Origin of the sequence: Variovorax saccharolyticus (assembly GCF_030316765.1) — a bacterium.
GTDB lineage: Bacteria > Pseudomonadota > Gammaproteobacteria > Burkholderiales > Burkholderiaceae_C > Variovorax > Variovorax saccharolyticus.
On sequence record NZ_JASZYT010000008.1, the window covers coordinates 14,882 to 34,782 of the forward strand.

The 19,901-nt window shown below is 68.5% G+C and carries 19 protein-coding genes; 13 read left to right on the forward strand and 6 right to left on the reverse strand.

Annotation, left to right across the window (positions count from 1 at the left end; all coding sequences use genetic code 11):
- Together QTI45_RS22805 and QTI45_RS22810 are read right to left on the reverse strand one after the other, a co-directional pair.
- The gene (locus QTI45_RS22805; protein WP_286370160.1) at window positions 1-588 is read right to left on the reverse strand and encodes an NAD(P)H-dependent oxidoreductase; all 588 of its coding nucleotides are present in this window, start codon (window positions 586-588) and stop codon (window positions 1-3) included.
- 199 nt (window positions 589-787) lie between these two features.
- Window positions 788-1,465 (reverse strand): TetR family transcriptional regulator C-terminal domain-containing protein, encoded by a 678-nt coding sequence (locus tag QTI45_RS22810; RefSeq protein WP_286370159.1) that lies wholly within the window; start codon window positions 1,463-1,465, stop codon window positions 788-790.
- Between the two features lie 173 nt (window positions 1,466-1,638).
- Between QTI45_RS22810 and QTI45_RS22815 the strand changes: the two genes are divergently transcribed.
- The 6 genes from QTI45_RS22815 (at window position 1,639) to QTI45_RS22840 (ending at window position 8,211) form a co-directional block, all read left to right on the forward strand.
- Window positions 1,639-2,706 (forward strand): asparaginase, encoded by a 1,068-nt coding sequence (locus QTI45_RS22815; protein ID WP_286370158.1) that lies wholly within the window; start codon window positions 1,639-1,641, stop codon window positions 2,704-2,706.
- Window positions 2,707-2,919: 213 nt separating this feature from the next.
- Window positions 2,920-3,825, forward strand: a complete 906-nt coding sequence (gene glyQ / locus QTI45_RS22820; RefSeq protein WP_286370157.1) for a glycine--tRNA ligase subunit alpha — start codon at window positions 2,920-2,922, stop codon at window positions 3,823-3,825.
- A gap of 3 nt (window positions 3,826-3,828) precedes the next feature.
- Complete coding sequence (gene glyS / locus QTI45_RS22825) at window positions 3,829-5,970, forward strand: glycine--tRNA ligase subunit beta (RefSeq protein ID WP_286655999.1); 2,142 nt, start codon at window positions 3,829-3,831, stop codon at window positions 5,968-5,970.
- Window positions 5,971-5,980: 10 nt separating this feature from the next.
- Entirely contained in the window at window positions 5,981-6,556 is a 576-nt protein-coding gene (gene gmhB, locus QTI45_RS22830) for a D-glycero-beta-D-manno-heptose 1,7-bisphosphate 7-phosphatase (protein WP_286370155.1), read from the forward strand.
- Window positions 6,556-7,323, forward strand: coding sequence for a lysophospholipid acyltransferase family protein (locus QTI45_RS22835; protein WP_286370154.1), 768 nt, complete (start codon window positions 6,556-6,558; stop codon window positions 7,321-7,323). Before gmhB ends, QTI45_RS22835 begins: the two co-directional genes overlap by 1 nt.
- 9 nt (window positions 7,324-7,332) lie before the next feature.
- Complete coding sequence (locus tag QTI45_RS22840; RefSeq protein WP_286370153.1) at window positions 7,333-8,211, forward strand: M48 family metallopeptidase; 879 nt, start codon at window positions 7,333-7,335, stop codon at window positions 8,209-8,211.
- Window positions 8,212-8,247: 36 nt separating this feature from the next.
- Here QTI45_RS22840 and QTI45_RS22845 read toward each other — a convergent pair whose 3' ends face one another.
- The 4 genes from QTI45_RS22845 to QTI45_RS22860 all read right to left on the reverse strand — a co-directional run bounded on the left by QTI45_RS22845 (window position 8,248) and on the right by QTI45_RS22860 (window position 12,480).
- On the reverse strand, window positions 8,248-9,018 hold the full coding sequence (locus QTI45_RS22845) for an SDR family oxidoreductase (protein ID WP_286370152.1): 771 nt from the start codon (window positions 9,016-9,018) through the stop codon (window positions 8,248-8,250).
- 98 nt (window positions 9,019-9,116) lie between these two features.
- Window positions 9,117-10,019, reverse strand: coding sequence for a pseudouridine synthase (locus QTI45_RS22850; RefSeq protein ID WP_286370151.1), 903 nt, complete (start codon window positions 10,017-10,019; stop codon window positions 9,117-9,119).
- A gap of 89 nt (window positions 10,020-10,108) precedes the next feature.
- Window positions 10,109-11,425 carry a leucine-rich repeat-containing protein kinase family protein gene (locus QTI45_RS22855; RefSeq protein WP_444813144.1) on the reverse strand — a complete coding sequence of 439 codons (1,317 nt, stop codon included), beginning with the start codon at window positions 11,423-11,425 and terminating at the stop codon, window positions 10,109-10,111.
- A complete protein-coding gene (locus QTI45_RS22860; RefSeq protein ID WP_286370149.1) occupies window positions 11,422-12,480 on the reverse strand; it encodes an MBL fold metallo-hydrolase in 1,059 nt (352 codons plus the stop codon). The genes QTI45_RS22855 and QTI45_RS22860 overlap by 4 nt, the downstream gene beginning before the upstream one ends.
- Before the next feature lie 95 nt (window positions 12,481-12,575).
- Between QTI45_RS22860 and QTI45_RS22865 the strand changes: the two genes are divergently transcribed.
- Genes QTI45_RS22865 through QTI45_RS22895 form a run of 7 tightly spaced genes read left to right on the forward strand, consistent with a single transcriptional unit; the run spans window position 12,576 to window position 19,847 of the window.
- A complete protein-coding gene (locus tag QTI45_RS22865) occupies window positions 12,576-12,971 on the forward strand; it encodes a MerR family transcriptional regulator (protein WP_286370148.1) in 396 nt (131 codons plus the stop codon).
- A gap of 44 nt (window positions 12,972-13,015) precedes the next feature.
- The gene (gene can, locus QTI45_RS22870; protein ID WP_286370147.1) at window positions 13,016-13,717 is read left to right on the forward strand and encodes a carbonate dehydratase; all 702 of its coding nucleotides are present in this window, start codon (window positions 13,016-13,018) and stop codon (window positions 13,715-13,717) included.
- Window positions 13,718-13,731: 14 nt separating this feature from the next.
- Window positions 13,732-15,543 (forward strand): bifunctional isocitrate dehydrogenase kinase/phosphatase, encoded by a 1,812-nt coding sequence (gene aceK / locus QTI45_RS22875; RefSeq protein ID WP_286370146.1) that lies wholly within the window; start codon window positions 13,732-13,734, stop codon window positions 15,541-15,543.
- A gap of 34 nt (window positions 15,544-15,577) precedes the next feature.
- Window positions 15,578-16,762: an acetyl-CoA C-acyltransferase gene (locus tag QTI45_RS22880; protein ID WP_286656000.1), complete on the forward strand. Its 1,185-nt coding sequence runs from the start codon at window positions 15,578-15,580 to the stop codon at window positions 16,760-16,762.
- 47 nt (window positions 16,763-16,809) lie between these two features.
- Window positions 16,810-18,060, forward strand: coding sequence for a glutamate carboxypeptidase (locus tag QTI45_RS22885; RefSeq protein WP_286656001.1), 1,251 nt, complete (start codon window positions 16,810-16,812; stop codon window positions 18,058-18,060).
- 4 nt (window positions 18,061-18,064) lie between these two features.
- Window positions 18,065-18,694 (forward strand): pyridoxamine 5'-phosphate oxidase family protein, encoded by a 630-nt coding sequence (locus QTI45_RS22890; RefSeq protein WP_286656002.1) that lies wholly within the window; start codon window positions 18,065-18,067, stop codon window positions 18,692-18,694.
- Between the two features lie 22 nt (window positions 18,695-18,716).
- Entirely contained in the window at window positions 18,717-19,847 is a 1,131-nt protein-coding gene (locus QTI45_RS22895) for an acyl-CoA dehydrogenase family protein (RefSeq protein WP_286370143.1), read from the forward strand.
- Window positions 19,848-19,901 lie beyond the last annotated feature (54 nt).

The window sequence follows — 19,901 nt, forward strand, 5'->3', positions numbered from 1 at the left end:
TCAGGCGAAGCGCGCCATGGCCTGGCCGACGCGCTGCATGAAGCGCTTCAACTGCGGCTCGGTCGCCACGTTCATGTGGTAGTGGGCGTGGTAGTCGACGCGCGCCTGCTTGCCCGTGAGGCGCAGCATGTAGCGCGTGACGATCTTGCGCGGCGGGTCGCCCATGTACCAGGCGACCCAGCGCGGGCGGCCGTAGGTGACGACGGCCGAGATGCGCTTGATGTGGGTGAGCATCGGCTTGACGTTCTTCGGGTCGCTGAGATCGAAGGCGACGCCGGGCATGAAGAGCCGGTCGAAGTAGCCCTTGAGCATCGCCGGCAGGCCGAAGCACCAGGTCGGGAAGCAGAACACGATGCCTTCGGCCCATTGCAGCCGCTCGACATGACGCTTCAGCGGCAGCTGGTTGCTCGGCACCTCGTGGTAGCCCAGGCGCTCCTCGCGCGAGAGCACCGGGTCGAAGCCCTCGGCATAGAGATCGCAGTCGTCGACCTCGTGGCCGGCCTCCCGCAACTGGCGCAGCACCTCCTGGTGCAGCGCCGCATGGAAGCTGGTTTCGACCGGATGGCAGTAGACGACGAGCACGCGCATGGTGTGTTTGACCGCTTAATCAGAGCAAGTGGTCAGGTTATGCAAGCGACGTGCCAAGGCCGCCGCACCAAAAGCGGGAGGTGCGCGCTCGCGCAATGCAGTCGTGGAAGGGGCGATCAGGCCGGCGCCGGGCCGCCCCAAGGCGGCCTGCGGCCCCCTCGGGGGGCAGCGACCCACACGAAGTGGGGGAGCGTGGGGGCTATTTGATCCCGCAGCCGCTTAAGACGAAGGCGACGAGTTCGCGCGCGATCGGCTCGCGCTCGATCGGCGCATCGGGCGGCAGGCCGAGCATCACGCGCGTCTGCAGCGCGTAGTCGGCGTAGCTCTGGGTCATGGCCCAGATGTGCATCAGCAGCAGCCGGGCATCGAGCGGCCGCATCAGGCCCCGCGCGATCCAGCCGTTGATGATGTCGACCTTCTTTTGCGTCCAGAGCCGGGCGTTGGGCCAGTAGCGCTCGAGGTTGCGGCCGCCGTCGAGCACCTCGCGCGTGAAGATGCGCGAGATCTCGGGATTGTCGAAGGCGTGGTCCAGCTTCTTGCGGATGTAGTCGCCGAGCACCGCGCCGGGGGCGCCGGCGTGGTCGTCGAAGGAAAACACCACCTTCCAGTCGTGCAGCACCTGCATCAGCAGTTCTTCGTAGAGCTCTTCCTTGCCGGCGATGTAGTAGTGCAGCTGCGGCTTGGTCAGGCCGGCGCGGGCCGCGATCGCCTGCGTCGAGGCGCCCTTGAGGCCGTGCAGGCTGAATTCGGCGATCGCCGCGCTGCGGATCGCGGCCAGGATGCGCTCGCGCCCGGGCCGCGCCCGCGACAGCGGACCGGTGGGAGCCGGCATCTGCTGCGCGGCCGGGGGCTCGGAGGAAAGAATCTCGGAAGTCATCTGTTTCGGCGGCGGGCCGCTTCGCGATGGTAGCGCTTGCCCGGATCTTGCAGCGCCACCGTGCCCGTCCGGCCGGCATGACCGCATGCGTGCATGGCATCGGGGGGCCGTGCCGAAGCGCCCGCGTTCCGGTATCTTTTCGCCCCTGCGCACCACACCCCAAGGAGTCCCTGATGTTTATCGCTTCCCGATTCCGCGCCATGGCAGGCGCCGCCGCTTTGCTGGCGGCCGCCACCGTCGCGCATGCCCAGTCGCTGCCGAACGTCGTGATCCTCGCCACCGGCGGCACCATCGCCGGCGCCGGTGCGTCGGCGGTCAACAGCGCCACCTATTCGGCGGCCAAGGTGCCGGTCGACAAGCTGATCGCGGGGCTGCCCGAACTGTCCAAGGTGGCCAGCGTGCGGGGCGAACAGGTGTTCCAGATCGCCTCCGAGAGCCTCACCAACGACAACCTGGTGACCCTCGCGAAGCGCGTCTCGGCCTTGTCCAAGCAGGCCGACGTCGACGGTATCGTGATCACCCACGGCACCGACACGCTCGAGGAGACCGCCTATTTCCTCACGCTGACCGTCCATACGCCGAAGCCGATCATCGTGGTCGGCTCGATGCGCCCGGGCACCGCGCTGTCGGCCGACGGCGCGCTGAACCTGTTCAATGCGGTCAATGTGGCGGCCAGCAAGGACGCGGGGGGCCGCGGCGTTCTGGTGACCATGAACGACGAGATCCAGAGCGGCCGCGATGTCAGCAAGACGGTCAACATCAAGACCGAGGCCTTCAAGAGCCAGTGGGGCCCGCTCGGCATGATCGTGGAAGGCCGCAACTACTGGTTCCGGGCGCCGGTGAAGCGCCACACGATGCAGTCGGAGTTCAACATCGACAGCATCGACGCCCTGCCGCCGGTCGAGATCGCGCTGGGCTACGAAGGCGTGACGCCGGTCGCCATCAACGCGCTGGGCGCGAGCGGCATCAAGGCGCTGGTGCATGCGGGCACCGGCAACGGCTCGGTGGCCGACCGGATCGTGCCGCACCTGCAGAAGGTGCGCGCCGACGGCATTCCGGTGATCCGCAGCTCGCGCGTGCCCGACGGCTTCGTGATCCGCAACGCCGAGCAGCCCGACGACAAGTACGACTGGGTGGTGGCGCACGACCTGCGGCCGCAGAAGGCGCGGATCCTGGCGATGGTGGCCTTGACCAAGACGAAGGACACCAAGGAACTGCAGCGCATTTTCTGGGAGTATTGACTCGCCCCCCAGGTTGCCCGGCACTTCGTGTCCGGGCGCCCACCCCCCTGACCGGGGGGCAATACCAGCGGCCCGGCGGAGCCGGTTCCGCGGTATTTCACGAACACGCCCCGGCTGGCGCGGGGCGAATCCTGCGGTCGGGTTGTGGCTCTTAAAATGGCCGGTTCGCCGCCTCGGCGGGCGCTTTGCCCTCCTGCGGCCACCAGGCCAAACATGCTGACTTTCCAACAGATCATCCTCAAGCTCCAAGCCTACTGGGACGCCCAGGGCTGCGCCCTGCTGCAGCCCTACGACATGGAGGTCGGCGCCGGCACCTCGCACACCGCGACCTTCCTGCGCGCGCTCGGCCCCGAGCCCTGGAAGGCTGCCTATGTGCAGCCGAGCCGCCGCCCCAAGGACGGACGCTACGGCGAGAACCCGAACCGGCTGCAGCACTACTACCAGTACCAGGTGGTGCTGAAGCCGGCGCCGAGCAACATCCTGGAGCTCTACCTGGGCTCGCTCGAGGCGCTCGGCTTCGACTTGAAGAAGAACGACATCCGCTTCGTCGAGGACGACTGGGAGAACCCGACGCTCGGCGCCTGGGGCCTGGGCTGGGAGGTCTGGCTCAACGGCATGGAGGTGACGCAGTTCACCTACTTCCAGCAGGTCGGCGGCATCGACTGCAAGCCGATCACCGGCGAGATCACCTATGGCCTGGAGCGCCTGGCGATGTACCTGCAGGGCGTGGACAACGTCTACAACCTCAAGTGGACCGAAGGCCTCAGCTACGGCGACGTCTTCAAGCAGAACGAGGTCGAGCAGTCGACCTACAACTTCGAGCACAGCGACGCCGAGTTCCTGTTCACCGCCTTCGCCGCCCATGAGAAGCAGGCGAAGCACCTCATGGAAGCCCAACTGGCGCTGCCGGCCTACGAGCAGGTGCTCAAGGCGGCCCACAGCTTCAACCTGCTGGACGCGCGCGGCGCGATCAGCGTGACCGAGCGCGCCGCCTACATCGGCCGCATCCGCAACCTCGCGCGCAGCGTCGCGCAGAGCTACTACGAGAGCCGCGAGCGGCTCGGTTTCCCGATGGCGCCGCGCGAGTGGGTTGCACAGATGACGAAGAAGGCGGCCTGAGCGATGACCACGAACAACAACCTGCTGGTCGAACTTTTCGTCGAGGAACTGCCGCCGAAGGCGCTCAAGAAGCTCGGCGAGGCCTTCGCCACGGTGCTGCGCGACCAGCTGGTCGCGCAGGGGCTGGCCGATGCCGGCTCGGTGCTCACCGCCTATGCGTCGCCGCGCCGGCTGGCGGCCCACCTGACCGACGTGCTGGCGCAGGCGGCCGACAAGGCGGTGTCGCAGAAGCTCATGCCGGTGAGCGTGGGCCTCGACGCCGCGGGCCAGGCCACGCCCGCGCTGCTCAAGCGGCTGGCGGCGCTGGGCGCCGATGCGAGCGCGGTGCCCGGGCTGCAGCGCGCGATGGACGGCAAGGCCGAGGCGCTGTTCTTCCAGAGCACCGCCAAGGGCGCTACCCTGGCCGAAGGGCTGCAGAAGGCGCTGGCCGAGGCGATCGCCAAGCTGCCGATCCCGAAGGTCATGAGCTACCAGCTCGAGGCCAACTGCGAGCTGCCGGGCTGGAGCAGCGTGAGCTTCGTGCGGCCGGCGCACGGGCTGGTGGCGCTGCACGGCGATGCGGTCGTGCCGGTCGGCGCGCTCGGACTGACGGCCGGCCGGCAGACGCACGGCCATCGCTTCGAGGCCGCGGTCGACCCGATCGAGCTGCGTGACGCCAACAGCTATGCCGAACAGCTGAGCGAGCAGGGTGCGGTCATCGCGGGCTTCGAGGCGCGCCGGCTCGAGATCGCCCGGCAACTCGCCGAGGCGGCCGTGACCGTCGGTGGCGGCACGCAGGCCATCCACGACGATGCGCTGCTGGACGAGGTCACGGCGCTGGTCGAGCGGCCGAACGTGCTGGTGTGCGAGTTCGAGCGCGAGTTCCTCGACGTGCCGCAGGAGTGCCTGATCCTCACGATGAAGGCCAACCAGAAGTACTTCCCGCTGCTCGACGCCGCGGGCAAGCTGACCAACAAGTTCCTGGTGGTCAGCAACATCCGCCCCGACGACGCCAGCGCGGTGATCGGCGGCAACGAGCGCGTAGTGCGCCCGCGGCTGGCCGATGCCAAGTTCTTCTTCGACCAGGATCGCAAGAAGTCGCTGGCCTCGCGGGTCGAATCGCTGGCCAAGGTGGTCTATCACAACAAGCTCGGCACCCAGGGCGAGCGCGTCGAGCGCGTGATGCGCATCGCGCGCGCGCTGGCCGAGCAGCTCGGCGACACCACGCTGGCGCGCCAGGCCACGCAGGCCGCGCAGCTGGCCAAGGCCGACCTGGTGACCGACATGGTCGGCGAATTCCCCGAGCTGCAAGGCACGATGGGCCGCTACTACGCGCTGCACGACGGCCTCGAGCCCGCGGTGGCCGACGCGATCGAAGACCACTACAAGCCGCGCTTCGCGGGCGACGACCTGCCGCGCAACCCCGTGGGCATCGTGGTTGCCCTGGCCGACAAGCTCGAGACCCTGGTGGGCATGTTCGGCATCGGCAACCTGCCGACCGGCGACCGGGATCCCTTCGCGCTGCGCCGCCATGCGCTGGGCGTGATCCGCATGCTGATCGAGCGCCGGCTGCCGCTCGAACTGCGCGCCGTGCTGGGCAGCGCTTTTGCGGTTTTCGCAGGCCACAAGGCCGGCGAGATCGCGCTCAGCGACCCGACCGACGCGCTCGAGGCCTTCGTCTACGACCGTCTCGCCGGCAGCCTGCGCGAGCAGGGCGCCAGCGCGCAGGAAGTCGACGCCGTGCTGGCGCCGCGCCCGCAGCGCCTGGGCGAGGTGCCGCAGCTGCTGGCGGCGGTGCGTGCCTTCGCCGCCCTGCCCGAGGCGCCGGCGCTGGCCGCGGCCAACAAGCGCATCGGCAACATCCTCAAGAAGTCGCCCGAGGCCGATGCCCACGTCAGCGAACTGCTGCTGCACGAGCCGGCCGAGAAGGCGCTGCATGCCGCGATGCGGCAGATCGTGCCGGTGGCCGACGCGCAGTTCGACAAGGGCGACTACACCGCTTCGCTGCAGACGCTGGCCGCGCTGCGCGATCCGGTCGATGCCTTCTTCGACGGCGTGATGGTGAATGCCGAACAGGCCGACCTGCGGCTCAACCGGCTCGGGTTGCTGATGCTGCTGCATGCGGCGATGAACCGGGTGGCGCAGCTCGAGCGGCTGGCGACCTGATCGGGACACCATGAAACTCGTCATCCTCGACCGCAACGGCACGCTCAACGTGCACCGCGAAGACTTCGTCAAGAGCGACGTCGAGTGGACGCCGCTGCCCGGGGCGCTCGAGGCCGTGGCGCGGCTCAACCATGCGGGCTGGCACGTGGTGATCGCCTCGAACCAGTCGGGCCTGGGCCGCGGGCTGTTCGACGTCGCCTCGCTCAACGCGATGCACGCCAAGATGCACAAGATGCTGGCGGCCGTCGGCGGCCGGGTCGATGCGGTGTTCTATTGCCCGCACAGTCCCGACGAGGGCTGCGACTGCCGCAAGCCCAAGCCCGGCCTGTTCCTGCAGATCGGCGAGCGCTACGGTGTCGACCTGGCCCACGTGCCGACCGCAGGCGACAGCCTGCGCGATCTGCAGGCCGGCGCCGCCGCGGGCTGCGAGCCGCACCTGCTGCTGACCGGCATGGGCCAGGCCTGCCGCGGCGTGCCGCTGCCCCCCGATTACCCGTCCAACACCCAAGTCCACGAGGACCTGGCGGCCTTCGTCGATTTCCTGCTGGAACGCGAAGAGCGCGCGACCCTGAAAGTAGCTGTCTGATGGCCTTTGTCCGATCCGTGATCCACGCGCTGTGGATGCTTGTCACCGTGGTTCCGTGGGGAATCATCATGTGCGTCAGCTCGCTCTGGAAGCGCGGCATCCCGCTGTACTGGATGGCCGTGACCTGGCTCAGCTGGGCGATCGGCGGCGCGCGGGTGCTGCTGGGCATCCGCACCCGCGTCAGCGGCATGGAGAACCTGCCGACCGACAAACTCGCCGGCTGCGTGCTGCTGGTCAAGCACCAGTCGACCTTCGAGACCTTCCTGATGCCCACCCTGATGCCGCATCCGCTGGCCTTCGTGTTCAAGAGGGAGCTGATCTACGTGCCGTTCTTCGGCTGGGCGATGGCGCGGCTCGACATGATTCACATCGACCGCAGCCAGCGTACGCAGGCTTTCAACAAGGTTGTGGTGCAGGGCCGCAAGCTGCTCGAGCAGGGCATCTGGATCATCATGTTCCCCGAAGGCACGCGCATTCCCCGCGGCCAGAAGGGCAACTACAAGAGCGGCGGCACGCGGCTCGCCTGCGAGACCGGCGTGCCGGTGGTGCCGATCGCCGTGACCTCGGCCAAGGTCTGGCCGCGCAAGGCCTTCATCAAGCGTCCGGGCGTGGTCGACGTCTCGATCGGCCCGGCGATCTCGAGCGTGGGCCGCAAGCCCGACGAACTGATGCGCGAAGTCGAGGCCTGGATCGAGTCCGAGATGCGCCGGCTCGATCCCGAGGCCTACGCGCCGGACGCGACCCCGGCGGCATCGACCGCTGCCTGAAGCTCGATCATGCGCGGCCTGCTGCAGTTCACGCTCGACCTGTTCGACGCTCCTGCGGCCGCCCCCGATCCGCGGCCGCCCGCCGGACCGCACACGCCGGCGATCCCGCTGGCCGACGCGCTGAGTCCCGCGAGCTTCACCCATCCGCGGGCCTCGCGCGAAGTCACGCTGGGCAATGCCCGCGTGGCCTACGAGTTCACGCGCGGCAAGCGCCGCACCATCGGCTTCGTGGTCGGGGTCGAGGGGCTTTCGGTGCGGGCGCCGCGCTGGGTGGCGCTGCGCGACGTCGATGCCGCGGTCAAGGAGAAGGGCGACTGGATCCTGCGCAAGCTGAACGAGACCCGGCAGCGCCATGCGCGGCTGGAATCGGCGCGCATCGAATGGAAGGACGGCGTGGCCTTTCCTTTCCTGGGTCAGCAGGTGACCGTGCAGCTCGATCCGCATCATGCCTTCGATGGCGTCGGCGGGGTGCTGGACGCCGGCGCCGCCGGCAGCGATGCGCCGGTGCTGCGGCTGGCGCTGGCGAAGACCGCCAGCGCGGCGCAGATCCGCGATGCCGCGCAGGCCTGGCTGATGCGCCAGGCGCGACGCATCTTCATCGAGCGCCTGGACCATTTCGCGCCGCGCCTGGGCGTGGCCTGGAAGAAGTTGTCGCTGTCGAATGCCTCGACGCGCTGGGGCAGCGCCAGCGCCGACGGTGCGATCCGGCTGCACTGGCGGCTGGTGCATTTCCGGATGTCGGTGATCGACTACGTGGTCGCCCACGAACTGAGCCACCTGCGCGTGATGGACCACAGCCCGCGCTTCTGGGAGACGGTCGAGAGCGTGATGCCAGACTACGAGCAGCTGCGCCGGCAGCTCAAGGACGAGCCGGTGCCGCGCTGGTAGCTGGAGTCAGGCTGGCACCGGCCGCCCAGGCGTGATCTACCTCGCGTGGGTGACGCCGCCGTCCACCACCAGGGTCGAACCCATCACGTAGTCGCCGGCCCGCGAAGCCAGGTAGATCGCCGCTGCCGCCATGTCCTCCGGCTCGCCGATCCGACCTGCCGGGATGCGCGCCTTGACCTCTTCCCCATGGTCGCGCGCATCCTTGTTCATGTCCGATGCGAAGGCGCCCGGCGCGATCGCGCTGACCACGATGCGCTCCTGCGCCAGGCGCAGCGCCATGCGGCGCGTGAGCTGGATCAGGCCGGCCTTGCTGGCGGCGTACGAATAGGTTTCCTGCGGGTTGACCGAGATGCCGTCGATCGAGGCGATGTTGATGACCTTGGCCAGGTGGTCGGTGGCCGCCTTCTTGAGCATCGGCGTCAGGGCCTGGGTCAGGAAGAAGGGCGTCTTGAGGTTCAGGTCGACCACCTTGTCCCAGCCGCTTTCGGGGAACTCGGCGTAGGGCGCGCCCCAGGCCGCGCCGGCGTTGTTGACCAGGATGTCGAGCGAGCCTTCGTGCTTCGCATAGGCATCGACCAGCGCCTGCGCGCCCTGCAGCGTCGAGACGTCGGCCGGCAGCGAGACGCAGTGGCCGAAGACCGACAGCTCCTTGGCGGTCTGGTCGCAGGCCGCGGCCTTGCGCGCCGAGATGTAGACGCGGGCGCCCTGGGCCAGGAAGCCCTCGGCGATCATCCGGCCGATGCCGCGCGAGCCGCCGGTGATGAGCGCGGTGCGGCCCTTGAGCGAGAAGAGTTGGGTGGTGTCCATGCGGTGTGTCTCCTGGGTGTTCGGTGCGGGTGCCGGACGATGCGGCTTCCGGGAGCTTAGTGCGGCCCGGCGTCGGCGGGCGTCACCTTGGTGCCAGTTCAGGCCGGCAGGTCCAGCGAGCGCAGGCTCGTGAAGCACCGCTCGGCGCCGGTCATCGGGTCGACGAAGGAGATCTCGCGCGCCAGCAACTGCAGCGGATGGTCGAAGTCGTCGCTGCCTTCGGGCAGCAGCACCGGATAGATCGCGTCGTTGCGGATCGGCATGCCGAGCGCCGCGCAGTGCACCCGCAGCTGGTGTCGGCGGCCGGTGAACGGCGACAGGCCCAGCCGGGCCCAGCCCTCGCGCGCCTCCAGCAGTTCGAAGTGGGTCTCGGCGTTGGGCTCGCCATCGACCTCGGCCATGCGCATGAAATGCCGGTCGGGTGCGAGCCGGCTTTGGCGGATGGCCGGCAGCACGCGGCCGGGCCGCCAGGGCACGATGGCCTCATAGCGCTTGTGGATGGCGCGCTCGGCGAACAGCGCGCTGTAGGGGCCGCGCCCCTCCGGCTGTACCGAGAACAGCACGATGCCCGCGGTCTCGCGGTCGATGCGGTGCAGCGGCGCGAGATGGTCGAGGCCGAGCTTGCGCTTGAGCCTCACCAGCAGGCTCTGCTGCACGTACTTGCCGACCGGCGTGACCGGCAGGAAGTGGGGCTTGTCGACCACCAGCAGGTGTGCGTCCTGGTGCAGCACCTGTTCGTCGAACGGGATCACGGGCTCCGTGTCGAGCGAGCGGTAGTAGTAGACCCGAAGCCGGGGCTGGTACGGCCGTCCGGGGGTGACACGAAGGCCATGCTCGTCGACCACGTCGCCGGCCTCGATGCGGGCTTCCCAGGTGGCGCGCGGGATCGCCGCGAAGCGCTGCAGCAGGAAGGCCGCGATCGTCGGCCAGTCGCCGCCCTCGGGCAGCGCGACGCAGCTCGGGCCGACGCCGTCGCGCACGGGCAGCGGCAGGCGGCTCATGTCAGGGGCCGCCCGGCCGCCCGAAGGGCTCTGAGCACCCCCTCGGGGGGCAGCGATACACGAAGTGATGAGCGTGGGGGCGATTCATCTCAGGGGCCGAGGGCCGCGGCGATCTCGTCGAACAGCGGGCGCGCGGCAGCGTTGTCGTCGAGGCAGCGCGAACGCATTTCGTCGAGCGAGGCCTGCGCTGCGGGATCCGCCGGCGCGCAGCGCTGCAGCAGTTCTTCGAGCAGGCAGCCGAAGGCGCGCGCCTCGAGGCGCTGCAGCGCGCGTGACTGGGCGTCGTCGTCACGGGGCAGGAACGAGGCCGCGCCGAAGTCGCCGAGCAGGGCGTCGCCCCGGCGGTTCCAGAGGATGTTGTGGCCGTAGAGGTCGCCATGCAGGATCCCGCGCGCGTGCAGCCGGGCGACCGCTGAAGCCAGTCCGCGGGCCATGCGCAACGCGGTCTGCGGCGTCCAGCGGGCATCGTCGGCGTAGACGTCGCGGGTGCACGACTGCAGGCTCGGCGGGCCGGCCAGGTTGCCGAAGCTGGCGTCGACCAGTTCGAGCACCAGGCCCGGGGTCGCATCCGGATGGTTCCGGACCCGGCCCAGCACCGGGATCAGCCCGGGGTACTCGCCGGCCGCGATGCAGGCGGCCATCTCGCTGTGCGGCCAGCCATCGCTGGTCACGGCGCCCTTGAAGAGCTTCACCGCCACCGGCCGGAGGCTGCCGTCCGGCTGGCGCCAATCGGCCTGGTGGATCACGCCCGAGGCGCCTTCGCCCAGCTTGCGCCCGGGCGAGAGCTGCTGCCAGTCGATGGCCGGCGTCGGCTGCGCATCCATCGCCATCGCTTCCGGCCCGTCGTCGAAGGGATTGCCCGCGAAGGCCAGCCAGGACAGCCGCGGCAGCGACCCGAGCCAGCCCGGCAGCGCCTCGAAGCGGTTGGCCGAGATGCGCAGCAGTTCGAGCGCATGGCAGGCCGCCATCGAATCCGGCAGGGCCTGCAGCTGGTTGCCCGCGAGCATGAGCTTCTGCAGCCGCGGGCGTTCGCCGATCTCGGCCGGCAGCATGCCGACCTGGTTGTCGGTCAGGATCAGCCAGCGCAGTGCCGGCGGCAGCGCGGTGGCCGGCACGCGGGCGATGCGGTTGGCCTTGAAGCCGACCATCTCGAGCCCGTCGCACCGGCCGACGGCCTCGGGCAGTTCGGTGAACCGGTTGTCGGAGCAGAAGAGGACCCGCAGGCGGTGCAGCCGGTGCAGGTCGTGCGGCAGCGCGCTCAGCGCATTGCCCGAGAGGTTCAGCACCTCGAGCGAATCCGCCAGATCGAAGATCTCTGGGGGGAACTCGGTGAGGCCGCAGCCGAGGTCGAGCCGCCGCGCCCCGGCCAGCTCGCCCGCGCGCAAGCGGCCCAGTTCGTCCATCAGAAGACGCCGAAGCGGTAGATGCCGTCGGTGCCCAGCCGCCGCTGCAACTGGCCCGAGAACCACAGCAGGTGCAGGTGGGCCACGGTCTCGCCCATCGCGAAGGTCATCTGGTGCAGGTCGAGCGCGCGCTTGAACAGGATCGGCAGGCCCTCGGACGCGCTGTGCGGCCGCGCCGTGCAGGCTTCGAGCAGTTCGGCCAGGCGGTCGCGGTGGTGCTCCTGGAGCTGCTCGACCCGGCGGTGGATGCCCGTGAAGGGCTTGCCGTGCGAGGGCAGCCCCAGCGTGTCGACCGGCAGCGACTTGAAGCGCTCGATGCTGTCGAGGAAGAGCCGCAGCGCATTCGCCTCGGGCTCGCCCGCATGCACGCTCACGTTGGTGGAGATCCGCGGCAGCATCATGTCGCCGCCCAGCAGCACGTTGAGCTCTTCGCAGTAGAGCGCGATGTGCTCGGGCGCATGGCCGTAGCCGCTGATGCAGCGCCAGGCGCGGCCGCCGATCAGGACGTCGTCGCCGTCGAGCATGCGCACGAAGCTCGCCGGCACCGAGGGCACCATGTTGGCGTAGTAGCTGGTGCGGGCGCGGATCTTGGCGACCGCCTCGGGGTCGGTCAGGCCGTGCGAGGCGAAGAAGTCGGCCGCCGCGTCGCCGCCGGCCAGCGTGTCGCCGGCGGTGGTGAGCACGCGTGCCACGTGGTAGTCGGTCGAGCTGATCCACAGCGGCGCCTTCCAGCGCTCGCACAGCCAGTGCGCCAGGCCGATGTGGTCCGGGTGCATGTGGGTCACGATGACGCGCAGGATCGGCAGGCCCTCGAGCTGGGTCTCGAAGATCTGTTCCCACTGCGCGCGGGCCGCGTCATGCGAGATGCAGCAGTCGACCACGCTCCAGCCCTCGACGCCGTCGATGCGGTCGCGCAGCAGCCAGAGGTTGATGTGATCGAGCGCGAAGGGCAGCGCCATGCGGATCCAGCGGATGCCGGGCGCCACTTCGACCGTCTGGCCGGGTGCCGGCAAGGTGTCGCCGAGGGGGTAATGGAGTTCGCGTTCGAGAAGGTTCATGTACGATTGACGTTAACGTAAACGTCATGGCTTTGAGCCCACATTGTAGGCAGTGCCGCCCGAACCTGCTGTCGCAAAGCTTCCAGCCCCCAACCATGCCTTCGCAGACCTTCACCATCGGCGAGCTCGCCAAGGAGTTCGATCTCACCACGCGAGCCATCCGCTTCTATGAAGACATGGGCCTGCTGGCGCCGCGCCGCGCCGGGCTGCAGCGCATCTACACCTCGCGCGACCGCGCCCGCCTGACGCTGACGCTGCGCGCCAAGCGGCTCGGCCTGAAGCTGACCGAGGCGCGCGAGATACTCGACATGTACGACAGTCCGCGCGACACCGCCGTGCAGCTGGAGCGCTTCCTTGGCGTGCTCGGCGCCCACCGCGAGCAGCTCGAGGCGCAGCTGGCCGAGCTGCAGTCGAACCTGGAGGAGGTTCGCGCCCAGGAAAAGCAGGCCCGGACCGCGCTGGCGCGCGCCTCGAAGCCGAAAGTACGCTGAGCCCTGACGGAGCCCCACAAACCCCTTCATCACGGAAATAGACCATGGAAAAATCGCCCGATTCCCTCGAGGACCTGTTCGCTCACAACCGCTCCTGGTCGGCGCGCATGGAGCGCGACCGGCCCGGCTTCTTCACCAGCCTGGTGAAGCAGCAAACCCCCAAGTACATGTGGATCGGCTGCTCCGACAGCCGGGTGCCCGCCAACCAGATCACCGGCCTCGAGCCGGGCGAGGTCTTCGTGCACCGCAACGTCGCCAACATCGTGGTGCATTCCGACCTCAACGCGCTGTCGGCGATCCAGTTCGCGGTCGAGCGGCTCAAGGTCCAGCACATCATGGTGGTCGGCCACTACGGCTGCTCCGGCGTGCAGGCCGCGCTCGAAGGCGCGCGCATCGGCATCGCCGACAACTGGCTGCGCCACATCCAGGACGTGCGCGACCGCCACCACGTGATGCTCGACAGCCTGCCCGAGGCCGCGCGCGCCAACGCGCTGTGCGAGCTGAACGTGGCGGAGCAGGTGGTCAACGTGGCCGTCAGCACCGTGATGCAGGATGCGTGGAGCCGCAACCAGTCGGTCACGATCCACGGCTGGGCCTTCGGCGTGCACGACGGACTCATCCAGGACCTGGAGCTCACCGTGGACGGCACCAAGCCGATGGAGAACCAGTACCGCGCCGCCGTGCAGCGCATCCGCTACAAGTGGAGCAAGCCGGCCGACACGGGCACCTCCGAATACATCAAGTAGTCCGGCATCGGCCCATGTTCCCGCAGCGCCTCGATTCGCCGCTCGCCTATGACATCGCGCGGGCGATGCGCGACGGCTTCGATCGGCACTATCGGCTCTTTCGCGCCGAGTCGGCGCGCGCCAAGCACCGCTTCGAGACCGCCGACTGGCATGGCCAGCAGCGGGCCCAGCGCGAGCGCATCGAGTTCTACGACCTGCGGGTGGGCGAGGCGGTGGCCCGCCTCGAGAAGGAGTTCAAGGCCGGCGAGCAGTCGATGGAGGTCTGGCACCAGGTCAAGCTCCACTTCATCGGCCTCCTGGTGGACCACCACCAGCCCGAACTGGCCGAGAGCTTCTTCAACTCGGTGACCACCAAGATCCTGCACCGGGCCTATTTCCAGAACGACTTCATCTTCGTGCGGCCGGCGATCAGCACCGAGTACATCGAGCCGCGCGACGCGCCGACCTACCGCGCCTACTACCCCGAGCGCGAGACGCTGGCCGACACGGTCGAACGCATGCTCGAGGACTTCGCGCTGCAGGGCCGCCATGCCGATCGCCGGCGCGATGCCGAGCGGGTCGCGGCCGCCATCCTGGGGCGCTTCCACCAGGTCAAGCTGCGCGCCAATTTCCAGCTGCAGGTGCTGTCGGGGCTGTTCTATCGCAACAAGGGCGCCTATGTGGTCGGCAAGATCAACAACGGCTTCGTCGAGATGCCGTTCGCGCTGCCGATCCTGCACGACGAGCAGGGCCGCTTCTACGTCGACGCGGCGCTGTTCGGCGAGGAAGACCTGCAGATGCTGTTCAGTTTCGCGCGGGCCTACTTCATGGTCGACATGGAAGTGCCCTCGGCCTATGTGCAGTTCCTGCGTTCGCTGATGCCGCGCAAGCCGCGGGCCGAGATCTACAACGCGCTGGGCCTGGCCAAGCAGGGCAAGACGCTGTTCTACCGCGACTTCCTCTCCCATCTGAACTATTCGACCGACCGCTTCCGCATCGCCCCGGGCATCAAGGGCATGGTGATGCTGGTGTTCGACCTGCCGTCGTTCCCGTACGTGTTCAAGGTCATCAAGGATTTCTATCCGCCGCAGAAGGACACCACGCGCGAGCAGATCAAGAGCAAGTACCTGCTGGTGAAGCAGCACGACCGCGTGGGCCGCATGGCCGACACGCTCGAGTACAGCGACGTCGGCTTTCCGTTCGACCGCTTCGAGCCCGAACTGATCGAGGAGATCCGCCGCTTCGCCCCGAGCCAGCTCGAGATCGGCGACCGCGACGGCAACGGGGAAATGGAGATCGTGGTCAAGCACGTCTACATCGAGCGCCGCATGATCCCGCTGAACCTCTTCCTGCAGGAGTCCTTCGACCTGCTGGCGCAGCCCGAGCACGCGAGGCGCGCGAGCAAGCAACTGGAGCACGCGGTGATCGAATACGGCAACGCGATCAAGGACATGGTGGCGGCCAACATCTTCCCGGGCGACATGCTGTGGAAGAACTTCGGCGTCACGCGCGGCGGCAAGGTGGTGTTCTACGACTATGACGAGATCGAATACCTCACCGACTGCAACTTCCGCAAGGTGCCGGCGCCGCGCACCGAAGAGGACGAGATGAGCGGCGAGGTCTGGTACTCGGTCGGGCCCAAGGATGTGTTCCCCGAGACCTTCGAGCCCTTCCTGCTCGGCAATCCGGCGGTGCGCGAGGCCTTCATGGCCCACCATGCGGACCTGCTCGACGCCGCTTTCTGGCAGAGCCACAAGCAGCGCATCCAGGCCGGGCAGATGCTCGATGTCTTTCCCTACGATGAGTCCCAGCGCTTCAAGCACGACAACGCGACCCCGTATTTCTGATTTCTGACTGACAACCACTGAAGGAGCAATTCAAATGAGCGAATCGATCGTGATCGTCGGCGCCGCCCGCACCCCGATGGGCGGCTTCCAGGGCGACTTCTCTTCCCTCTCGGCCCACGACCTGGGCGGCGTCGCCATCAAGGCCGCGGTCGAGCGCGCCGGCATCCCGGCCGACAGTGTCGGCGAGGTGCTGTTCGGCAACTGCCTGATGGCCGGTCAGGGCCAGGCACCGGCGCGCCAGGCGGCCTACAAGGGCGGCCTGCCCGACAGCGCGGGCGCGGTCACGCTCAGCAAGATGTGCGGCTCGGCCATGAAGGCCGCGATGCTGGCGCACGACATGCTGCTGGCAGGCACCCACGAAGTCATGGTGGCCGGCGGCATGGAGAGCATGACCAATGCGCCCTACCTGATGCTCAAGGGCCGCGGCGGCTACCGGATGGGCCACGACCGCATCTTCGACCACATGATGCTCGACGGCCTGGAAGACGCCTACCAGCCGGGCCGCTCGATGGGCACCTTCGGCGAGGACTGCGCGGCCAAGTACAAGTTCACGCGCGAGCAGCAGGATGCGTTCGCGATCGCCAGCGTCGAGCGCGCCAAGGCGGCGACCAGCTCGGGCGCCTTCAAGGCCGAGATCGCGGCCGTGACGGTCAAGGGCCGCGGCGGCGAGACGGTCATCGACATCGACGAAGGCCCGGGCAAGGTCAAGCTCGACAAGATCCCGACGCTCAAGCCGGCCTTCAAGAAAGACGGCGGCACCATCACCGCGGCCTCGAGCTCGTCGATCAACGACGGCGCCGCGGCGCTGGTGATGATGACCGCCAGCGGCGCGAAGAAGAACGGCGCCAGGCCGATCGCCCGCCTGGTCGCCCATGCCACCCACGCGCAGCAGCCCGAGTGGTTCTCGACCGCGCCGGTGGGTGCGGTCGCCAAGCTGTTCCAGAAGACCGGCTGGAGCGTCAAGGACGTCGACCTCTGGGAGGTCAACGAAGCCTTCGCGGTGGTGCCGATGGCGCTGATGCACGAGCTGGGCGTGTCGCACGACATCGTCAACGTGCACGGCGGCGCCTGCGCGCTGGGCCACCCGATCGGCGCCAGCGGCGCGCGCATCATGGTCACGCTGATCCACGCGCTGCAGCAGCGCGGCAAGAAGCGCGGCGTCGCCACGCTGTGCATCGGCGGCGGCGAAGGCACTGCGGTGGCGATCGAGCTGCTCTGAAGCGCTGCCTAGAATCGGAATTTGTCCTGTTTCCACTGGAGCTACTGTTGAGTCATTCGGCCTTCCCCCGCAGCGCGCTCGCCGCGCTGCTCGTCAGCGCTTTCATCACCCCCGCCGCCTGGAGCCAGACCCGCGACCAGGCCTTGTTCGACGCCGCCACGGCCGAGAAGCCCGCCGTCATCAAGACGCTCGAGGCGCTGGTCAACATCGAGACCGGAACCGGCGATGCCGAAGGCCTCGCAGCGGCCGGCAACTATCTCGAGTCGCAGCTCAAGTCGCTGGGCTTCACGGTCACGCGCAGCAAATCGGCCGGCATCGTGGTCGGCGACAACATCGTCGGCACGCTCAAGGGCAAGGGCGGCAAGAAGCTGCTGCTGCTCTCGCACATGGACACCGTCTACCCCAAGGGCATCCTGGCCAAGGCGCCGTTCAGGGTCGAGGGTGACAAGGCCTATGGCCCCGGCATCGCCGACGACAAGGGCGGCAATGCGGTCATCGTGCATGCGCTCAAGGTGCTCAAGGCGCGCGGCTTCCAGGACTTCGGCAGCATCACGGTGCTGTTCAACACCGACGAGGAGAAAGGCTCCTTCGGTTCGCGCGACCTGATCCAGGAAGAGGCGGCCAAGGCCGACTACGTGCTCTCCTTCGAGCCCACCGGCGCGGGCAAGGAAGACCTCTCGCTCGGCACCTCGGGCATCGCCTACGTGCAGGTCAACATCACGGGCAAGGCCTCGCATGCGGGCGCGGCCCCCGAACTCGGCGTGAATGCGCTGGTCGAGGCTTCCGACCTGGTGCTGCGCACCACGGACATCGACGACAAGGCCAAGGGGCTGCGTTTCAACTGGACCGTCGCCAAGGCCGGCGCGGTGTCCAACATCATCCCGGCCAGCGCCACCTTGAATGCCGATGTGCGCTACGCCAGAAACGAGGATTTCGACGCCGCCATGAAGACGCTCGAAACCCGGGCCCAGCAGAAGAAGCTGCCCGATGCCGAGGTGAAGGTGCTCACCACGCGCGGTCGCCCGGCCTTCAACGCCGGCGACGGCGGCCGCAAGCTGGTCGACAAGGCGGTGGCCTACTACAAGGAGGCCGGTGGCGAGCTCGGCATCGTCGAGCGCACCGGCGGCGGCACCGACGCCGCCTACGCTGCGCTGGCGGGCAAGCCGGTCATCGAGAGCCTGGGCCTGCCTGGCTTCGGCTACCACAGCGACAAGGCCGAGTACGTCGACACCAGCGCGATCCCGCGTCGGCTCTACATGGCCAGCAAGCTGATCATGGACCTGGGCCAGGGCAAGTAGGCCCATGATCCGGACGCTCGACGATCTGCGCGCGATCTACGCAGCACCCGGCGAGCGGGCGCTGCGCAAGCAGCTCGCCCAGCTCGATGTGCATTGCCGGCGTTTCGTCGAGCTGTCTCCGTTCTGCGTGATCGCCAGCGCGGGTGCGCCTGATCGATTGCTCGATGCCTCTCCGCGCGGCGGGCCTGCGGGCTTCGTCAAGGTCGCCGACGCGAACACGCTGCTGGTGCCGGACAGTGGCGGCAACAACCGTCTCGACACGCTCGAGAACCTGCTGGTCGATTCGCGCATCGGCCTGCTCTTCATGATCCCCGGCGTGGAAGAGACCTTGCGCGTCAACGGCATCGCCCGCCTGCGCGACGAAGCCGACTTCGTCGGTGCATTCGCGCAGGAGCGCCAGCGGCCGAAACTGGTGATCGAAGTGCAGGTGAGGGAAGCCTACCTGCACTGCCCCAAGGCCTTCATGCGCTCGGACCTCTGGCAGCCCCGGAGCTGGCCGCCGCGCACCGTTCTGCCGACCTTGAACCAGATGATCCACGACCAGACCCATGTGACGGAAGCGCCCGAACCGGTCGCCGACATGGTCGCCCGCTACCGCGACCAGATCGCGCAAGAGCGCAAGCCCACGCCCTGAAGCCCTCAACGAGGCCACCATCATGCTGCTGACTCCCGACCAAGAAGCCATCCGCGACGCCGTGCGCGCCTTCGCCCAAGCCGAGCTCTGGCCCCACGCGCCGTCGTGGGACCGCGAGCACAGCTTTCCGAAGGCCGCCCACGAAGGCCTGGCGGCGCTCGGCGCCTACGGCATCTGCGTGCCCGAGGACGACGGCGGCGCCGGCCTCGACTACCTGACGCTGGCCCTGGTGCTCGAGGAGATCGCCGCCGGCGATGGCGGCACCAGCACTGCGATCAGCGTCACCAACTGCCCGGTCAATGCAATCCTGATGCGCTACGGCAACGCGCAGCAGAAGAAGCAGTGGCTGCAGCCGCTGGCGCAGGGCCGCATGCTGGGCGCCTTCTGCCTGACCGAGCCGCAGGCCGGCAGCGACGCGTCGTCGCTGCGCACCACGGCGCGCAAGGACGGCGACGGCTGGGTGATCGACGGCGTCAAGCAGTTCATCACCAGCGGCAAGAACGGCCAGGTCGCGATCGTGATCGCGGTCACCGACAAGGCTGCGGGCAAGCGCGGCATGAGCGCCTTCATCGTGCCGACCGATGCGCCCGGCTACAAGGTCGCGCGGCTCGAGGACAAGCTGGGCCAGCATTCGAGCGACACCGCGCAGATCAATTTCGACGCCTGCCGCATCCCGCTGGAGAACCTGATCGGGCAAGAGGGCGAGGGCTACAAGATCGCGCTCGGCGCGCTCGAGGGCGGGCGCATCGGCATCGCCGCGCAGAGCGTGGGCATGGCGCGCAGCGCCTTCGACGTGGCGCTGGCCTATGCCAAGGAGCGCCAGGCCTTCGGCGGCAGCATCTTCGAGCAGCAGGCGGTGGGCTTCCGGCTGGCTGACTGCGCCACCCAGCTGGAGGCCGCGCGCCAGCTGATCTGGCATGCGGCCAGCCTGCGCGACGCCGGCCGGCCCTGCCTCAAGGAGGCGGCGATGGCCAAGCTGTTCGCCAGCGAGATGGCCGAGCGCGTCTGCAGCGCGGCGATCCAGACGCTGGGCGGCTATGGCTACGTCAACGACTTCCCGCTCGAGCGCATCTACCGCGACGTGCGCGTTTGCCAGATCTACGAAGGCACTTCGGACATCCAGAAGCTGCTGATTCAGCGCGCCTTGGGGTGAGCCGCCACGCTCCGCTGCGTGGGGGTCCTCCGGGGTCTGCACAATACCCCCTGG

Excerpts from the sequence above, each read along its gene's own strand:
- gmhB (WP_286370155.1), top strand. The coding sequence starts at position 5,981 with ATGAAACTCGTCATCCTCGACCGCAACGGCACGCTCAACGTGCACCGC.
- QTI45_RS22850 (WP_286370151.1), bottom strand. The coding sequence starts at position 10,019 with ATGAGCCGCCTGCCGCTGCCCGTGCGCGACGGCGTCGGCCCGAGCTGC.
- QTI45_RS22880 (WP_286656000.1), top strand. The coding sequence starts at position 15,578 with ATGAGCGAATCGATCGTGATCGTCGGCGCCGCCCGCACCCCGATGGGC.
- QTI45_RS22810 (WP_286370159.1), bottom strand. The coding sequence starts at position 1,465 with ATGACTTCCGAGATTCTTTCCTCCGAGCCCCCGGCCGCGCAGCAGATG.
- QTI45_RS22840 (WP_286370153.1), top strand. The coding sequence starts at position 7,333 with ATGCGCGGCCTGCTGCAGTTCACGCTCGACCTGTTCGACGCTCCTGCG.
- QTI45_RS22815 (WP_286370158.1), top strand. The coding sequence starts at position 1,639 with ATGTTTATCGCTTCCCGATTCCGCGCCATGGCAGGCGCCGCCGCTTTG.
- QTI45_RS22845 (WP_286370152.1), bottom strand. The coding sequence starts at position 9,018 with ATGGACACCACCCAACTCTTCTCGCTCAAGGGCCGCACCGCGCTCATC.
- QTI45_RS22865 (WP_286370148.1), top strand. The coding sequence starts at position 12,576 with ATGCCTTCGCAGACCTTCACCATCGGCGAGCTCGCCAAGGAGTTCGAT.
- glyQ (WP_286370157.1), top strand. The coding sequence starts at position 2,920 with ATGCTGACTTTCCAACAGATCATCCTCAAGCTCCAAGCCTACTGGGAC.
- glyS (WP_286655999.1), top strand. The coding sequence starts at position 3,829 with ATGACCACGAACAACAACCTGCTGGTCGAACTTTTCGTCGAGGAACTG.
- can (WP_286370147.1), top strand. The coding sequence starts at position 13,016 with ATGGAAAAATCGCCCGATTCCCTCGAGGACCTGTTCGCTCACAACCGC.
- QTI45_RS22890 (WP_286656002.1), top strand. The coding sequence starts at position 18,065 with ATGATCCGGACGCTCGACGATCTGCGCGCGATCTACGCAGCACCCGGC.
- QTI45_RS22860 (WP_286370149.1), bottom strand. The coding sequence starts at position 12,480 with ATGAACCTTCTCGAACGCGAACTCCATTACCCCCTCGGCGACACCTTG.
- aceK (WP_286370146.1), top strand. The coding sequence starts at position 13,732 with ATGTTCCCGCAGCGCCTCGATTCGCCGCTCGCCTATGACATCGCGCGG.
- QTI45_RS22835 (WP_286370154.1), top strand. The coding sequence starts at position 6,556 with ATGGCCTTTGTCCGATCCGTGATCCACGCGCTGTGGATGCTTGTCACC.
- QTI45_RS22805 (WP_286370160.1), bottom strand. The coding sequence starts at position 588 with ATGCGCGTGCTCGTCGTCTACTGCCATCCGGTCGAAACCAGCTTCCAT.
- QTI45_RS22895 (WP_286370143.1), top strand. The coding sequence starts at position 18,717 with ATGCTGCTGACTCCCGACCAAGAAGCCATCCGCGACGCCGTGCGCGCC.